The following is a 14,999-nucleotide window of genomic DNA, read 5'->3' as shown; positions in this document are numbered from 1 at the left end:
CATCCTCGCGGCCCGCCCCGCGCTCGCCCGCCCGCGGCGCGACCACGATCACGACCGCGCCCGCGCGGCGCTGGAGCGTGGGGAGGCGCTGCCGCTCGCCGAGGTCCTCGCGCGCGTGCGCCCGGAACTCGGCGGCGAGGTGGTCGGCGTGGATTTCGATCGCGACGACGGGCGCTGGATCTATGAGTTCAAGGTGATCGGGCCGGCGGGCCGCCTGGTGGAGGTCCATGTGGACGCGGCCACGGCGCGCGTCCTGCGGCGCCGGGCGGACTGAGCCATGCGGATCCTGCTCGTCGAGGATGATGCGCGGATCGCCCGCGCGGTGCTGTCGGCCCTGGTGGGCGCAGGCTATGCGGTGGACCACGTCCGCGACGGTGAAGCGGCCTGGTTCCGGGGCGACACCGAGGACTATGACGCCGCCGTGCTCGACCTCGGCCTGCCGAAGATGGATGGCCTCGCCGTGCTGAAGAAGTGGCGCGCCGGCAATCGCGGCTTCCCGGTGCTGATCCTGACTGCGCGCGGCGCCTGGGCGGAGCGCGTGGAGGGGATCGACGCGGGCGCCGACGACTACCTGCCGAAACCCTTCGCCATGGAGGAGTTGCTGGCGCGCGTGCGCGCCCTGCTGCGCCGTGCCGCGGGGCGCGCCACGCCGTCGCTCGCGATCGGCCCGGTCGTGCTGGACACGCGACAGATGCGAGTGACGGTGGCGGGCGCGCCGGTCGCGCTCTCGCCGCTCGAATACCGCTGCCTCAGCTACCTGATGCACCATGCCGGGCGGGTCGTGCCGCCGACCGAGCTGATGGAACACCTCTACGATCACGACCACGACCGCGACCCGAATGCGGTCGAGGTGCTGATGGGCCGCCTGCGGCGCAAGCTCGGCGTGGACCTGATCGAGACCCGCCGCGGCTTCGGCTATCTCGTACCCGAGGAGCAATCGACGGCGTGAAGCGGCAGGGCGGCACCGGTTCACTGCGGCTGCGACTGCTCGCCGCTGGCGGCGCCTCGATCCTGCTCGCGCTGGCGCTGGCCGGCTTCGGTCTCGTGCTGCTGTTCGAGCGGCACGTGGAGCGGCGGGTGGCCCTCGAGCTCGAGACGCATCTGCGGCAACTGATCGACGGGCTCGAACGCGCGCAGGATGGCGCCCTGCAGCTCGCCCGCCTGCCGGCCGAACCGCGTTTCCAGGAACCTCTCGGCGGACTCTACTGGCAGATCGCGGAGGAACCGCCCCCACCGGGCGGCGGCGCTGCGGCCGTGCTGCGCTCGCGCTCCCTGTGGGATGAGATCCTGCGGCTGCCGCCCGATCCGCTGGGGAGCGGAGAGGTGCACCAGCACACCATCCCCGGCCCCGGTGGCGCTTCGCTCCTTGCACTGGAGCGGCGTGTCGCACTGCCGGCGAGCCTCGGCGGCGGCAGCCTGCGCGTTGCGGTCGCGACGGACCGGGCCGAGATCAGCGCCGCCGGGCGCGCCTTCGCGGCCGAATTGGCGCCATCGCTTGCGGTGCTGGCCGTCTTCCTGATCGCCGCCGCCTGGGTGCAGGTGACGGTCGGGCTGCGGCCGTTGGGCGAACTCCGCCGGCGCCTCGGCGCGGTCCGCGCGGGGCGGGAGGCGCGGCTCGGCGCGGCGGGATTCCCGGACGAGGTGCGGCCGCTCGCCGCCGAGCTGGATCACCTCCTCGATGCGCAGGACGAGGCGCTCGCGCGGGCGCGGGCGCGGGCGGGCGACCTGGCGCATGGCCTCAAGACGCCGCTCACCGCGCTGGCGGCCGAGGCCGCGCGGCTGCGGGGGCGGGGCGAGGACGGCACGGCGGAGGAGATCGAGAGCGTCACCGAGGCCATGCGGCGGCATGTGGAGCGCGAACTGGCGCGCGCCCGGGCCGCGCAGGCCGGCGGCGCGCCCCGCCAGGCGGCACCTGCCCTGGTGGCGCGGCAGGTGGTGGAGGTGCTGCGCCGGACACCTCGGGGGCAGGAACTCGCCTGGACGGTGGAGGTGCCGGCCGATCTCGTCGTCCATGCGGATGCCCAGGATCTGGCGGAGATGCTCGGCAACCTCGCGGAAAACGCGGCGAAATGGGCGCGGGAGGGCGTCCGCCTCGCCGGCGCTTGCGACGAGGGGAAGCCCGGCGTGGTCGTGCTGGCCGTGGAGGATGACGGCCCGGGCATCGCCGAGGACCGGACGGAGGAGGCGCTGGCCCGCGGCGGGCGCCTCGACACGACGAAGCCGGGCACCGGGTTGGGGCTGGCGATCGTGGGCGACCTGGCGGAAGCCTATGGCGGCGCGCTCGGCCTCGGCCGGTCCGAGCGCCTCGGGGGGTTGAAGGCCGAGATCCGCCTGGCCGGCGGCCGGGGCAGCCCGGGCACCGCTTAGAGCGGTTTCCGTTCGCCCCGGCTCACGAACACCGCTCCAGGCCTTTGTTCTTGCGAGCATCTTCACCCGATCAGGTGAGTCCACCTGATCGGGATCTGCTCTGGTGTCCTGATTCCGAAATCCTGCGGACTTCGTTCTCAGGCCACCAGCCTTTGTTTTCAGTGGCCTGCTTGTCCGCTTCGTTCGCTGGAAATCCAGCGAACTTCACGGGCAGGACACTAGCGATCGCCCGGGCCGTCGGCCTGCGGGCCCTCAGCGGGCGCGCTTGCGGCCGGTGATCATCGCCCGGACCAGGTTCTCGCCGTGCTCGAAGCTGGCGAAGAGGACGCCGGCCACATGGAGGCCGATGAGGAGCAGCGTCGCGTTGGCGAAGCCCTCATGCAGGTCCTCCACCCATTGCGCGCCCCAGAAGGCGTCCGTCGTCATCATGAAGCCGGTCGCGGTAAGGCCGGCCAGCATCCCGAGCAGGGCGACGACCATCGCGCCTCCGGCCGGATTGTGCCCGAGATGGCGCGGCGCCCGCAGCCGGGCGGCGTCGCGCAGATAGGCCAACACTTCCCGCGGCGGGCGGACGAAGCCGGAGAAGCGGGCGTGCCGCGCGCCGACGAAGCCCCAGACGAGCCGGAGCGCGACGAGGGCCGCGACGGAATAGCCGGCCGCCAGGTGCAGCCATTCGACCTCGTCGCCAGTCGCGAAGGCGAGGGCGAAAAGGCCGACCAGGCTCCAGTGGAAGAAGCGCACGAAGGGATCCCACACCGGAACCGTGCCTGCCGGCGCGGCGCCCCGGCCGCCGGGGGCGATGGCCGTCTCCGGCGGCATCGCGCCGCCGGCTTCGGCCGCATCGCTGCGGAGCGTCATGTCACGTCCCGCTCTTCACTGGGTCGCGACGATCCGGCCCGAGGCCGGGTCCAGGAACAGCTCGACGCGCGCGCCATTGCGGTCGAGCGCGTAGATCTCGCCGCAGGCGGCCTTGATCTTCGCCCTCTGGACCCGGTAGCCCTCGGCCTCCGCCCGGGCCCGCAGCGCATCGAGCGTGAGCCACTGGCTTTCGGGAGCGGAGGTGCAGGGACGGCCGAGGCTACCGGCCTGGGCGACGGCCGCGAAGGCGCCCACGGAAGCGAGTGCGGCGGCGGCGATGGCGAGCTTGCGCATGAGATCCTTGTCCTTCGAAGCGTCGCGCTGCGTGTTGCAGGGCGATGCGCCGAGGAATGCGGCAGCGCCGCTGACCTGCGGCTGACGCAGGGCGTCAGCGAGCCGACAGGAAGCCGCGTGACGCCATCCTTCGTCGCGAGGGACGCGTCCGGGCCGTGGCAGCCCCGGCGCCAAGCGGCCTCCGGTCGGGGATGAGGTGCTGGATGATTCCGGCGTGACGCAGCGGCGAAGAGATCGAAGGCGTCGGGCGCGGTCCTGTCGGGCAGCACCTCCACGAAAACAACGGGCCGAAGCCGAGGCGCTGCGGGTCGAGCCGCGCACCGAACCCGTCCTTCACAAGCCGGCGCGTCCTTTCGCTGGCGGCGGTTGGGGACAGGCCGTTGCGGTCTGCCAATTCGAGGCTTGTGATCCGCCTCTTGCGCTGGAGCATGCCAGGATCACCCGGTCGGTGCGCGCCGGGTCCAGTACGATTAACCATATCTGAGCTAAAACACCACGAATAACACGGTATTTCTAGCAATTCTGCGATACCTATCCGGCGACGCCGTTCCTAGCCTGCAGGCCTGAATGCAGTCTGATCAGGAAGCGACAATGTCTGCTGTCCCCCACGTGCCTCACCCAGCGCCCTTCGCCGCCTTCGTGAGCGAGACACGCCAGGAGCCCCCGCTGCGCGCCGCGATCACCGCGGCCACGCGCCGGGCAGAGGAGGAATGCCTGCCGTCGCTGATCACCGCGGCGACGCTGTCGCACGAGCAGGACGCCGCGGCGGAGGCTCTCGCGCGCCGCCTGGTCACGGCGCTGCGCGGCAAGCGCCGTAGCGGCATCGTGGAGGCGCTGGTGCAGGAATTCTCGCTCTCCTCGGCCGAAGGCGTGGCGCTGATGTGCCTCGCCGAGGCGCTGCTGCGCATCCCTGACACCGCCACGCGCGACGCGCTGATCCGCGACAAGATCGGCCATGGCGACTGGCGGTCGCATCTCGGCCACAGCCCCTCGCTCTTCGTCAATGCGGCGACCTGGGGGCTGATGCTGACCGGACGGCTCGTCGCGGCGGAAGACGAGCCGGGGCTGGGCGCCGCCCTCGGCAGGGTGCTCGCCCGCGCCGGGGAACCGGTGATTCGGCGCGGCATGGACGTCGCGATGCGGATGATGGGCGAGCAGTTCGTCATGGGCCAGACGATCGGGGAGGCGCTGGCGCGCGCGCGGCAGATGGAGGCGCGCGGCTTCCGCCACTCCTACGACATGCTGGGCGAGGCCGCGGCGACGGCGGAGGACGCGGCGCGCTACCTGAGTGCCTACGAGGATGCGATCGCGGCGATCGGCGCAGCCTCGGCCGGGCGGGGAATCATCGAGGGGCCGGGGATCAGCATCAAGCTGTCCGCGCTGCATCCGCGCTACGCCCGCGCGCAGCGGAACCGCGCGATGACGGAACTGCTGCCGCGCGTTCTGCACCTCGCGACGCTGGCGCGGCGGCACGACATCGGGCTGAACATCGACGCGGAGGAATCCGAGCGGCTCGACCTCTCGCTCGACATCCTCGAGGCGCTGTGCACGGCGCCGGCGCTGCGGGGCTGGGACGGCATCGGCTTCGTCGTCCAGGCCTACGGCAAGCGTGCGCCCTTCGTGCTCGACTGGGTCATCGACCTGGCGCGCCGCAGCGGGCACCGGATCATGCTGCGCCTGGTCAAGGGCGCCTATTGGGACAGCGAGATCAAGCGCGCGCAGATCGAAGGGCAGGAGGATTTCCCGGTCTTCACACGCAAGGTGCACACTGACGTCTCCTACCTCGCCTGCGCGCGCAGGCTGCTGGAAGCGCCGGACGCGGTCTTCCCGCAATTCGCCACGCACAATGCGCGCACGCTCGCCGCGATCCACGCCATGGCCGGGCCGGAGTTCCATCCCGGCCGCTACGAATTCCAATGCCTGCACGGCATGGGCGAACCGCTCTACGAGGATGTGGTCGGGCCGGACGGGCTGGACCGGCCCTGCCGCATCTACGCCCCGGTCGGCACGCATGAGACGCTGCTGGCGTATCTCGTGCGGCGGTTGCTGGAGAACGGGGCGAATTCCTCCTTCGTGCACCGGATCGGCGATGCCTCCGTGCCGGTGGAGGCGCTGGCGGCGGACCCGGTGGCGGAAGCGCGCGCGATCACGCCCCTCGGCGCGCCGCATCCGCGCATCGCCCTGCCACGCGACCTGTTCGGCGCGACGCGGCGGAACTCGGCAGGGCTGGACCTCGCCGACGAGGCGACGCTCGCGACGCTCTCGGAGACGCTGGCCGCCACCGCTGCGCAGCCACTGCAAGCCGTGCCGCTTCTGGCAGACGGCGCCGCGGTGGGCGAGGCGCGCGCGGTACGCAACCCCGCCGACCATCGCGACGTGGTGGGCGAGGTGATCGAGGCGACACCGAAGGTGGTGGAGACCGCCCTCGCCCAGGCGGAGGCCGCCGCGCCGGGCTGGGCCGCCACGCCGCCCGCCGCGCGGGCCGGCCTGCTGGAGCGCGCGGCCGACATGCTGGAAGCGCGGATGCCGGCGCTGCTCGGCCCGATCGTGCGGGAGGCGGGCAAGACGCTGGCGAACGCGGTCGGCGAAGTGCGCGAGGCGGTGGATTTCCTCCGCTACTATGCCGCTCAGGCGCGCGGCTTCGATCCCGCCGTGCAGGTGCCGCTTGGCCCCGTGTCCTGCATCTCGCCGTGGAACTTCCCGCTCGCCATCTTCACCGGGCAGGTCGCAGCGGCGCTCGCGGCCGGCAATGTCGTGCTCGCCAAGCCGGCCGAGGAGACGCCGCTGATCGCCGCGCTCGCGGTCGGCATCCTGCATGAGGCTGGGGTGCCGCCCGGCGCGCTGCAACTGCTGCCTGGCGACGGGCGCGTCGGCGCGCAGTTGGTGGCCGATGCGCGGGTGCGCGGCGTGATGTTCACCGGCTCGACCGAGGTGGCGCGGCTGATCGCCCGCAGCCTGGCCCAGCGGCTGAACCCGGACGGCACGCCCGTGCCGCTGATCGCCGAGACCGGCGGGCAGAACGCGCTGGTGGTGGATTCCTCCGCATTGCCCGAGCAGGTGGTGGCGGATGTGCTGGCCTCCGCCTTCGACAGTGCGGGGCAGCGTTGTTCGGCGCTGCGCGTGTTGTGCCTGCAGGAGGAGATCGCCGATCGCGTGCTGGCGATGCTGCGCGGCGCCATGGCGGACCTCGCGCTGGGCAACACGGACCGGCTGGCGACCGATGTGGGGCCGGTGATCACGGCGGAAGCGCGCGAGGGCATCCTCGCCCACATCGCGGCGATGCGCGCGAAGGGGCGCCGGGTCCACGCGATCCCGCTGCCGGAGGTCTGCGCGCAGGGCACCTTCGTCGCGCCGACGCTGATTGAGATCGACGGCCTGGTGGAGCTGGCGCGGGAGGTCTTCGGCCCCGTCCTGCACGTGCTGCGCTTCCGGCGCGAGGGACTCGACTCGCTGCTGCGCGACATCGAGGCCACCGGCTACGGCCTGACCTTCGGCGTGCATTCGCGCATCGATGCGACCGTCGCGCACGTCACGGCGCGGGCGGTGGCGGGCAATCTCTACGTCAACCGCAACATGATCGGCGCGGTGGTGGGGGTGCAGCCCTTCGGCGGGCATGGCCTGTCGGGCACCGGGCCGAAGGCGGGCGGGCCGCTGTATCTGCGGCGGCTGCTCGCGGCCTGCCCCGCCGCGCCGCCGCTGCCGGCCACGATGCCGGTCCCGGCAGCCGCGGCCTATCTCGACTGGCTGCGTGCCCGGCATCCCGGCATGGCGGAGGCCGCCGGGCGCCAGGTCTCAGCATCGCGTGCCGGCCTCGACATCGAGTTGCCGGGTCCGGTCGGCGAGGCGAACCGATACAGCCTGCACCCGCGCGGCATCGTGCTTTGCCATGCCGAGACGCGGGACGGCCTGCTGTTGCAGGTCACGGCCTGCCTGGCGACCGGCAATGCCGTGCGCGTGCAGGCCCCCGCGGCCGTGCTGGACGCACTCGACGGCATGCCCCCAGCCCTCGCAGCGCACGTCGTCGTGGCGGCGAACACGAAGCCGGGGGCCTTCGATGCCATCCTGTTCGAAGGCGGCCCGGAGGCGCTGCGCGCGCTGCTCCAGGCCGTCGCCGCAGCGGATGGGCCGATCCGCCCGGTGCTCGCCCTGTCGCCGCAGGAGGTCGCAGCAGGACAGATCTATCCGCCCGACATGCTCGTGGCCGAGCGTAGCACCAGCATCAACACCGCCGCCGCCGGCGGCAATGCGTCCCTGATGAGCCTCTGAGGAACACCGCGTCGTGCATGATACCGACCTCCTGCTCCTCGGCTGCGGCAACATGGGCGCGGCACTCGCCGCGGGGCTTCTTGTGCGCAAGCCGGCGGCCCGGATCGTGGCGGTCGATCCCGATCCCGGGCGCGCCCGCGCTCTCCTGCCACGCGGCGCGGCAGTGGATGTGCGGGACCGGCTGCCCGAAGCGGTCCGGCCGGCGCTGGTCGTTCTCGCCGTCAAGCCACAGGCGTTGCCGGTGGCCTTGCCGCCGCTTGCGGCTTCCGCGGCTGGGCGAGGCCTGGTCGCCTCGATTGTCGCCGGAGCGCGCGTGGAGGCACTGCGCCGTCATCTGCCGGAGGCCCGCATCGTCCGCACCATGCCCAATACCCCGGCCCTGGTCGGCGCGGGCGTGACGGCGCTCTGGGCGGAGGCCTCGGTCACGGCGGAGGACCGTCAGCGCTGCGATGCGCTCTTCGGCGCGGTGGGGACGACGCACTGGCTGCCGGCGGAAGCGATGATCGACGCCGTCACGGCGGTCTCCGGCAGCGGGCCCGCCTATGTCTTCGCCGTGGTGGAAGCGATGGCGCGTGCCGGCGCCGCGCTTGGGCTGCCGGCGCCGCTGGCCGATGTCCTGGCGCGCGCCACGGTTGCCGGCGCATCGGCCATGCTCGCGGTACCGGGCGCCGATCCTGCGCAGCTCAAGGCGGCGGTCCGCAGCCCGGCAGGGACGACCGACGCGGCGCTGCGCGTGTTCGAGGAGGGAGAGACCCTGCAGGACCTCCTTTCGCGCGCCATGGAAGCGGCCCACCGGCGGTCGATCGAACTGGGCGAGACGGTCGCCTAGAACGGTTTCCGTTCGCCTCGGCTCACGAACACCGCTCCAGGCCTTTGTTCTTGCGAGCATCTTCACCCGATCAGGTGAGTCCACCTGATCGGGATCTGCTCTAGCGAACCGCTGGAAGATGGGAGGCAGGGCCGCGCCCCGGGCGGCCATCGTCACGTGGAGATGGCGAGGCGTCTGCGAACAAGCGATCTCGCTTTCTTCACTGGTATATGATCTATAAAGATTGGATACAATCCACTCCGGATTGTCGTTCGCACCATGGGAGTATGCGATGGGCATGATCGTGCTGCATGGCGGCCGATTCCTCGATCCGCGACGGGATGAGCTGCTGGAGGGCATCGAGGTCCTGGTCGAGGACGACCGGGTCCGGGAAGTGTCCGATGCACCGATCCGCTCGGCCAGCGCGCGGCGCGTGGACGTTGGCGGGCGCACCGTGATGCCGGGCCTCATCGATGCGCATGTCCACATGTTCATGAACGAGATGAACATCGGGCTGCTGCGCAATGTGCCGGTGACCTATGCCTCCGCCAAGGCGGCCTTCGTTCTCAAGGGCATGCTCATGCGCGGCTTCACGACGGTGCGCGACATGGCCGGCGGCGACTATGGCATGAGGGAAGCGTCGGAGGCCGGCTACATCGACACGCCGCGGCTGTTCGTCTCCGGCCGCGCGATCAGCCAGACGGGCGGCCACGGCGATTTCCGCCTGCGCCCGGATTCCACCAATGATTTCATCTGCTGCTCAGCCCTGGAAATCTTCAGCGTCATCGCCGATGGGCTGCCCGAGGTGCTCCGGGCGGTCCGCGACGAGCTGCGCAAGGGCTCCGACCACATCAAGATCATGCTGAGTGGCGGAACCGCCTCGCCCAATGATCCGCTGGACAGCCTGCAGTACCGCGTGGACGAGATCGAGGCGGTCTGCGAGGAGGCCCGCCGCTGGGGCACCTACGTGGCCGGTCACGCCTATGCCGATGAGGCGATCCGCCGCGCCATCCTGGCCGGCGTGCGCACCATCGAGCATGGCAACTTCATCGAACCCCCGACCGCGGCGCTGATGGCGGAGCGCGACGCGTTCCTCGTCCCGACCCTCATCACCTACCGCATGACGAAGATCCTCGGTGCCGCGTCCGGCAAGTCGCCGGTGAGCCTGGCGAAGAATGAGCGCGTCAACGCAGCCGGGCTCACCTCGCTCGAGATCTGCCGGGCGGCCGGCGTGCCGATCGGGTTCGGCACCGACCTGTCCATGCATACCCAGCTCTACCAATGCGATGGCCTTGCCATTCACCGGGAGGCAATGCCGGCGGCCGAGGTCATCCGCTCAGCGACCCTGGTGAATGCGCGCATCCTGCGGCAGGAGGGGCAATTGGGCGAGTTGATCCCAGGCTCTCATGCGGACCTGATCGTCGTCGAAGGCGATCCGTATGCGGATCTCGGCATCTTCAAGGACGGTGGACCCAACATCGCCGCGATCATGAAGGGCGGCCGCTTCTACAAGGATACCCTGCAATGACCGACGCGCTCCTGCCCGTCACGCTGCTGACGGGGCACCTCGGCAGCGGCAAGACCACGCTGCTCAACGCCTATCTCCGCACTGCGACGGAGCCTGCGGCGGTCATCGTCAACGAGTATGGCGATGTCGGGCTCGACCACCTTCTGGTCAGCGAGACGCGCGAGAACCTGGTGCTGCTCGAGAACGGCTGCATCTGCTGCACGGTCCGCGGCGACCTGATCGCGGCGCTCCGCGACCTCGCCGCCCGGCGGGATGCGGGCGAGGTGCCGCCGTTCCGGCGCGTGGTGATCGAGACCACCGGGCTCGCGGATCCGGCGCCGGTGGTGCACAGCCTGATGAACGACCTTGCCCTGGTGCTGCGCTACCGGCTCGAGCGGGTCGTGACCACGGTGGCCGCGGTGCCAGGCTGCACGACGCTCGACACCTTCCCCGAGGCCCGCAAGCAGATCGCCTTCGCCGATGCGGTGGTGGTGACGAAAGCCGACCTGGCCGGCGCGGCCGAACGCGCTGCGCTGGAACGCAGCCTGCGGCGACTGAACCCGGGCGCCCCGATGCTGTACGTGACCGGCGGCCAGGCCGACCCGGCGCTGTTCGAGGCCGGCGGCTTCGATCCCGCGTCACGCGGCAGCGACGTGGAAGCCTGGCTCAACGCCGAAGCCGTCGCCCCCGCCCACCACCACCATCACGACCATCACCACGGCGAGGACTGCCCGCATTGCGCGGCGGAGGCAGCGCGCCACGACGAAGAGATCCGGAACTTCTGCATCACCCGCGACGCCCCAATCTCCTGGGCGGTGGCGGCGGCCTGGTTGCAGGACCTTGCGGCGACGCACGGGCCGGACCTGTTGCGCATGAAGGGCCTGCTGCACGTGCAGGAACGGCCGGAAGGACCGGTCGTGGTGCATGGGGTGCAGCACCTGTTCCACCCGCCGGCGATGCTCGACGCCTGGCCGGGGGCGGATCGCCGGTCCCGGACCGTCTTCATCACGCGCGGCATTCTGCAGGCGACCGTGGAAGCCGCGCTGCGGAAGGCCGAAGCCGCGGCCATGGAGGCCGCGGCAGCCTGATCACGCTACGCTGGCCGCGCGTCCATGGCCGAGGTCTGGTTGTCCGCGCGCGGCACATAGGCGATGCCGCGCCGCACGGCCCAGAGATTGCGCGGGTGGATCAAGGGAATGATCCCCCGGTCCTCGCCAACGGCCAGTCGGGTTGCATCCTGCAGCAGGGCATCGCGGCGCCCGTCGTCCACGGTCGCCAACGCCGTATCCAGCAGACGGTCCATGGCAGGGTTGGAGTAGCGCCCGCGATTGGACGCCCCGAAGCCGCGAGCGAAGTCCTGCGTCGCCAGCACACCCTTCAGGGTGGATGAGGATTCGCCGCTTGGCGTACCCCAGCCCACCTGCATCACGCTGAATTCGGGCGGCGTGTCGCGCGTGCCGGAGCGGCGGAAGAACTCCGCCGACGGCAGGGAAACGGCCGAGACATCGAGGCCGATGGCCCGCCAGTCCCGCGCCACCGCCTCCAGCAGCGGCCCGTCCATGGAATAGCGGTCGCTGGTTCCGTGCAGCGTCATCCGCCACCCGTCCCGGTAGCCGGCGGCCGCGAGCAGGGCACGGGCGGCCGCGGGGTCGTGTGGCTCGGCAAGGGTACCGGGCACGCGTCCGGCGAAGCCCTGCGGCAGCAACTGATCGGCCGGTTCGGCCGTGCCCTGCATCACCTCCCGCGCCAGCCGGGCGCGATCGACGGCCATCGACAGCGCGCGGCGGACCTCTCGCTTCAGCAGCGGGTTGGGCAGTTCACGACCGTCCTTGCTCGTGATGTACGGCGAGACCTGGCGGAACTGGTCGAGATTGAGGAAGAGCAGGAAGTTCGACGGGCAATCGACCACCGTGACCGACGGCGTCGCCTGCAATGCCGCGATGCGGCCGGGCGGGAGCTGGTCGGCGATATCGGCCTCGCCGGAGAGCAGGGCCTGCACCCGCGCCGCGTCATCGGCGATCAGGTCCATGCGGACCTCGTTCCATGGCGGCGCGCCGCCCCAGTGATCGGCGAAGCCGCGCAGGTGCAGGAAGAATCCCTTGCGCCACTCCACGAAACGGTAGGGGCCGGTCCCGATCACAGCTTCCCCGCGATTGAAGTCGGCGGTCGTCGCTGTCTCCGCGCGCCGCTTCGAGACGATGAAGATATTCGACAGATCGTTCGGCAGCAGCGGGGCGACCGTGCGCGTGCGCACCCGCAGCGTCAGCGGGTCGGGTGCTTCGAGCGCCGCGATCGACTGGGTGAAGGCGCCGAGTGAGGAGGCACCGCCGGGAACACGCGGCGCCCGCTCCAGCGAGAAGATCGCATCCTCCGCCGTGAAGGGCGACCCGTCGTGGAAGCGCACGCCGGGGCGCAGGCGGAACTCCCACGTCCGGTCGTCGAGGGCATGCCAGGATTGCGCAAGCGCCGGCTGCAGGTGCTGGCGCGCGTCCGGCGCGCAGAGCGATTCGAAGATATGGCGATGCGCCTTCCGGTCCGGTCCGAAGTACTGGAGATGCGGGTCGAGCGACACGGCCTCCGTGACCGAGGCGATGCGCAGATTGCGCCCGGCAGCCGGCTGCGCGCGGCCGCAATCGGGCAGGCCGACCAGGGCGAGGCCCACGCCCTGCAGCAGGCGCCGGCGATGGATGGCTGTCATGGCAGGTCTCGCGGCAGGGGCGGGCAGGCGGTCAGTCGAGCCTGGCACCGGAGGTCTCCACGAGTTGCTTCCACACCGGCGTCTCCCGCGCGATCTTCGCCGCCAGCGCGGCGGGGCTCTCGCTCGTCACGACGCCGTAGCCGAGCGGCTTCAGCCGTTCGGCGAAATCCGGCTGCGTGGCCACCTGGCGGATCGCCTGGAACAGCCGCGCGACGATCGGTCCGGGGGTGCCGGCCGGCGCCATGATGGCGTTCCAGGTGTCGAAGGAATACTGCCCGAGTCCGAGATCGGCGAAGGAGGCCATGCCCGGCACGCTCGGCACGGCCGCGACCGGCTCCGGGGTGGACACTGCGAGGGGCACGAGCGCGCCCGCCTGCACATGCGGAATGAGCGCGGGCATGACATCGAACATCATGTCGATATGGCCGGCGACGAGGTCGTTGATCGTCGTGCTGCCGCCGCGGTAGGGCACGCGCAGGAAGCTCGCCCCGGTCAGGCGGCCGACCGTCATGATGTTCAGATGCGCCGTCGAACCCGGCCCGGAATAGCCCATGCGCAGCGTGTCCGGATGCGCCTTCGCCCATGCGATCAGGGCGCGGAAATCGGTCCATCCGTTGCGTCGCGCGTTGTCGGCATTGACCACGCACAGCATCGCGCCATCCGTGATCTGCGTGACGGGCGCGAGATCGCGCACCGGATCGAACGGCATCCGGCTGTAGAGGAAGGGCGCCGCGCAGAGGGCCGCCACGCCGACCAGGCCGATGGTCGTGCCATCCTTGTCCGCCTTGGCGACTGCATCGACGCCGATCAGGCCGCCGGCACCGGCCCGGTTTTCCACCACGACATGGTTGCCCAGGGCGGCCGGCAGGCGTTCGGCGAGGATGCGTCCCACCAGGTCAAAGGCGCCGCCTGGCGCGAAGGGAACGATCAACCGAACCGGTCGCCCGCCCGCGATGGGCTGGGCGTGGATCGCCTTGCCAATCAGCAGGGCGGGTGCGGCAAGCAGGACATGACGTCGAAGCATCTTGGACACCTCTGTTTCCTTGATCTCTTTTCGCCCTGGGATGGCTGTCCCGATCGGCGACCCGCCACGGAACAGCCAGCCCAGGCGCATCGCGCGCACCTCAGCGGTTCGGTGGCGCGTAGAGGATGCCGCCATTCGTGTAGAGGCGGTTGATCCCGCGATCGACGCCGAGGGGCGTCGCCGGGCCGAGGTTGCGATCGAAGATCTCGCCGTAGTTGCCGAGCGCCTCGATCATGCGCAGGCCGAAGTCGTTGGAGATGCCGAGCGTCTCGCCGAGCGCGCCCTCGACGCCGAGCAGGCGGCGCACCTGCGGGTCGCGGCTGTTGAGCTGCTCGCGGACGTTGGTGCGGGTGATGCCGAGTTCCTCGGCGTTGATCAGCGTGAAGACCGCCCAGCCGACGATATCGTGGAAGCGGTCGTCGCCGTGGCGCACCGCCACCCCGAGGGGTTCCTTGGACAGGCGTTCCGGCAGGACGACGTGGTCCTGCGGGTTCTGCAGCGTGGTGCGCTGGGCATAGAGGATGGTCGCGTCGTAGGTGATCGCGTCGCAGCGGCCGGCATCGTAGGCGCGGGTCAGTTCAACGCGCGATTCGATGACCAGCGGCGTGAAGCGCAGGTTCCGTGCCCGGAACCAGTCGGTCACGTTGAGTTCCGTCGTGGTGCCGGGCGGCACGCAGACCGTAGCGCCGTCGAGCTTCGTGGCGCTGTCGATGCCAAGCGAGCGGCGCACCATGATGCCCTGCCCGTCGTAGAAGACGATCGCCGGAAAGTTGAAACCAAGCTGCGCGTCGCGCTGCATCGTCCAGGTCGTGCTGTTGGTCGCGACGTCGATCTCGCCTGACTGCAGCGCCGGGAAGCGCGCCTGGGTGGAGAGTGGGACGATGCTGATCTTGCTGGGATCACCCAGGATCATCGTCGCGATGGCGCGGCAGATGTCCACGTTGAAGCCCTGCCATTCGCCACGAGAGTCGGGCGCGCCGAAGCCGGGATTGCTCGGCCCCTGCACGCCGCAGCGCAGGGTGCCGCGCTGGCGGACCGCCTCGGTCGTATTCGCCTGCGGCTGGGCCTGGGCGAAGGCGGGGGTTGCGCCCCATGTCGCCGCGAGTGCGGTGACCGCGCCGAGGATGGTGGCCAGGCGCCGTGCCGATGTCTTCTTGGCTTTCATGTCGATGCCTCC

At 71.0% G+C, this 14,999-nt stretch carries 13 protein-coding genes; 7 read left to right on the top strand and 6 right to left on the bottom strand.

Annotated elements, in window-relative coordinates; genetic code table 11:
• The 3 genes from GXW76_RS18105 to GXW76_RS26175 form a co-directional block, all read left to right on the top strand.
• The coding region (locus tag GXW76_RS18105; protein WP_246514489.1) for a PepSY domain-containing protein at nt 1–274 on the top strand (274 nt) is incomplete at its 5' end.
• Nucleotides 275–277: 3 nt separating this feature from the next.
• Complete coding sequence (locus GXW76_RS18100; RefSeq protein WP_211863500.1) at nt 278–949, top strand: response regulator transcription factor; 672 nt, start codon at nt 278–280, stop codon at nt 947–949.
• Complete coding sequence (locus GXW76_RS26175; RefSeq protein ID WP_211863499.1) at nt 946–2,367, top strand: sensor histidine kinase; 1,422 nt, start codon at nt 946–948, stop codon at nt 2,365–2,367. The genes GXW76_RS18100 and GXW76_RS26175 overlap by 4 nt, the downstream gene beginning before the upstream one ends.
• 252 nt (nt 2,368–2,619) lie before the next feature.
• Here the strand turns inward: GXW76_RS26175 and GXW76_RS18090 are convergent, their stop codons facing one another.
• The 3 genes from GXW76_RS18090 to GXW76_RS25760 form a co-directional block, all read right to left on the bottom strand.
• Nucleotides 2,620–3,225 carry a cytochrome b/b6 domain-containing protein gene (locus GXW76_RS18090; RefSeq protein WP_246514488.1) on the bottom strand — a complete coding sequence of 202 codons (606 nt, stop codon included), beginning with the start codon at nt 3,223–3,225 and terminating at the stop codon, nt 2,620–2,622.
• Between the two features lie 15 nt (nt 3,226–3,240).
• Nucleotides 3,241–3,519 carry a PepSY domain-containing protein gene (locus GXW76_RS18085; RefSeq protein ID WP_211863498.1) on the bottom strand — a complete coding sequence of 93 codons (279 nt, stop codon included), beginning with the start codon at nt 3,517–3,519 and terminating at the stop codon, nt 3,241–3,243.
• Between the two features lie 94 nt (nt 3,520–3,613).
• Nucleotides 3,614–3,949, bottom strand: coding sequence for an Lrp/AsnC family transcriptional regulator (locus GXW76_RS25760; protein ID WP_246514487.1), 336 nt, complete (start codon nt 3,947–3,949; stop codon nt 3,614–3,616).
• Nucleotides 3,950–4,110: 161 nt separating this feature from the next.
• On the opposite strand from GXW76_RS25760, the gene putA reads away from it, so the two are divergent.
• The 4 genes from putA to GXW76_RS18060 all read left to right on the top strand — a co-directional run bounded on the left by putA (nt 4,111) and on the right by GXW76_RS18060 (nt 11,188).
• Nucleotides 4,111–7,785, top strand: coding sequence for a trifunctional transcriptional regulator/proline dehydrogenase/L-glutamate gamma-semialdehyde dehydrogenase (gene putA, locus GXW76_RS18075; RefSeq protein ID WP_246514486.1), 3,675 nt, complete (start codon nt 4,111–4,113; stop codon nt 7,783–7,785).
• A 13-nt stretch (nt 7,786–7,798) separates the two neighbouring features.
• Complete coding sequence (gene proC / locus GXW76_RS18070) at nt 7,799–8,614, top strand: pyrroline-5-carboxylate reductase (protein WP_338150987.1); 816 nt, start codon at nt 7,799–7,801, stop codon at nt 8,612–8,614.
• Between the two features lie 271 nt (nt 8,615–8,885).
• On the top strand, nt 8,886–10,121 hold the full coding sequence (locus GXW76_RS18065) for a metal-dependent hydrolase family protein (RefSeq protein ID WP_211863496.1): 1,236 nt from the start codon (nt 8,886–8,888) through the stop codon (nt 10,119–10,121).
• Entirely contained in the window at nt 10,118–11,188 is a 1,071-nt protein-coding gene (locus GXW76_RS18060; protein ID WP_211863495.1) for a CobW family GTP-binding protein, read from the top strand. The genes GXW76_RS18065 and GXW76_RS18060 overlap by 4 nt, the downstream gene beginning before the upstream one ends.
• Nucleotides 11,189–11,193: 5 nt before the next feature.
• On the opposite strand, the gene GXW76_RS18055 is transcribed toward GXW76_RS18060, so the two are convergent.
• The 3 genes from GXW76_RS18055 to GXW76_RS18045 all read right to left on the bottom strand — a co-directional run bounded on the left by GXW76_RS18055 (nt 11,194) and on the right by GXW76_RS18045 (nt 14,987).
• Nucleotides 11,194–12,798: an ABC transporter substrate-binding protein gene (locus GXW76_RS18055; RefSeq protein WP_211863494.1), complete on the bottom strand. Its 1,605-nt coding sequence runs from the start codon at nt 12,796–12,798 to the stop codon at nt 11,194–11,196.
• A 31-nt stretch (nt 12,799–12,829) separates the two neighbouring features.
• On the bottom strand, nt 12,830–13,822 hold the full coding sequence (locus GXW76_RS18050) for a Bug family tripartite tricarboxylate transporter substrate binding protein (protein ID WP_246514493.1): 993 nt from the start codon (nt 13,820–13,822) through the stop codon (nt 12,830–12,832).
• A gap of 100 nt (nt 13,823–13,922) precedes the next feature.
• Nucleotides 13,923–14,987, bottom strand: a complete 1,065-nt coding sequence (locus GXW76_RS18045) for an amino acid ABC transporter substrate-binding protein (RefSeq protein ID WP_211863492.1) — start codon at nt 14,985–14,987, stop codon at nt 13,923–13,925.
• Nucleotides 14,988–14,999: the final 12 nt, after the last annotated feature.

The organism is Neoroseomonas soli, assembly GCF_018129065.1.
GTDB classification, from domain to species: Bacteria; Pseudomonadota; Alphaproteobacteria; order Acetobacterales; family Acetobacteraceae; genus Neoroseomonas; species Neoroseomonas soli.
The sequence above is the reverse complement of the archived record's forward strand: the minus strand, read 5'-3'. Positions and strand labels throughout refer to the sequence as shown.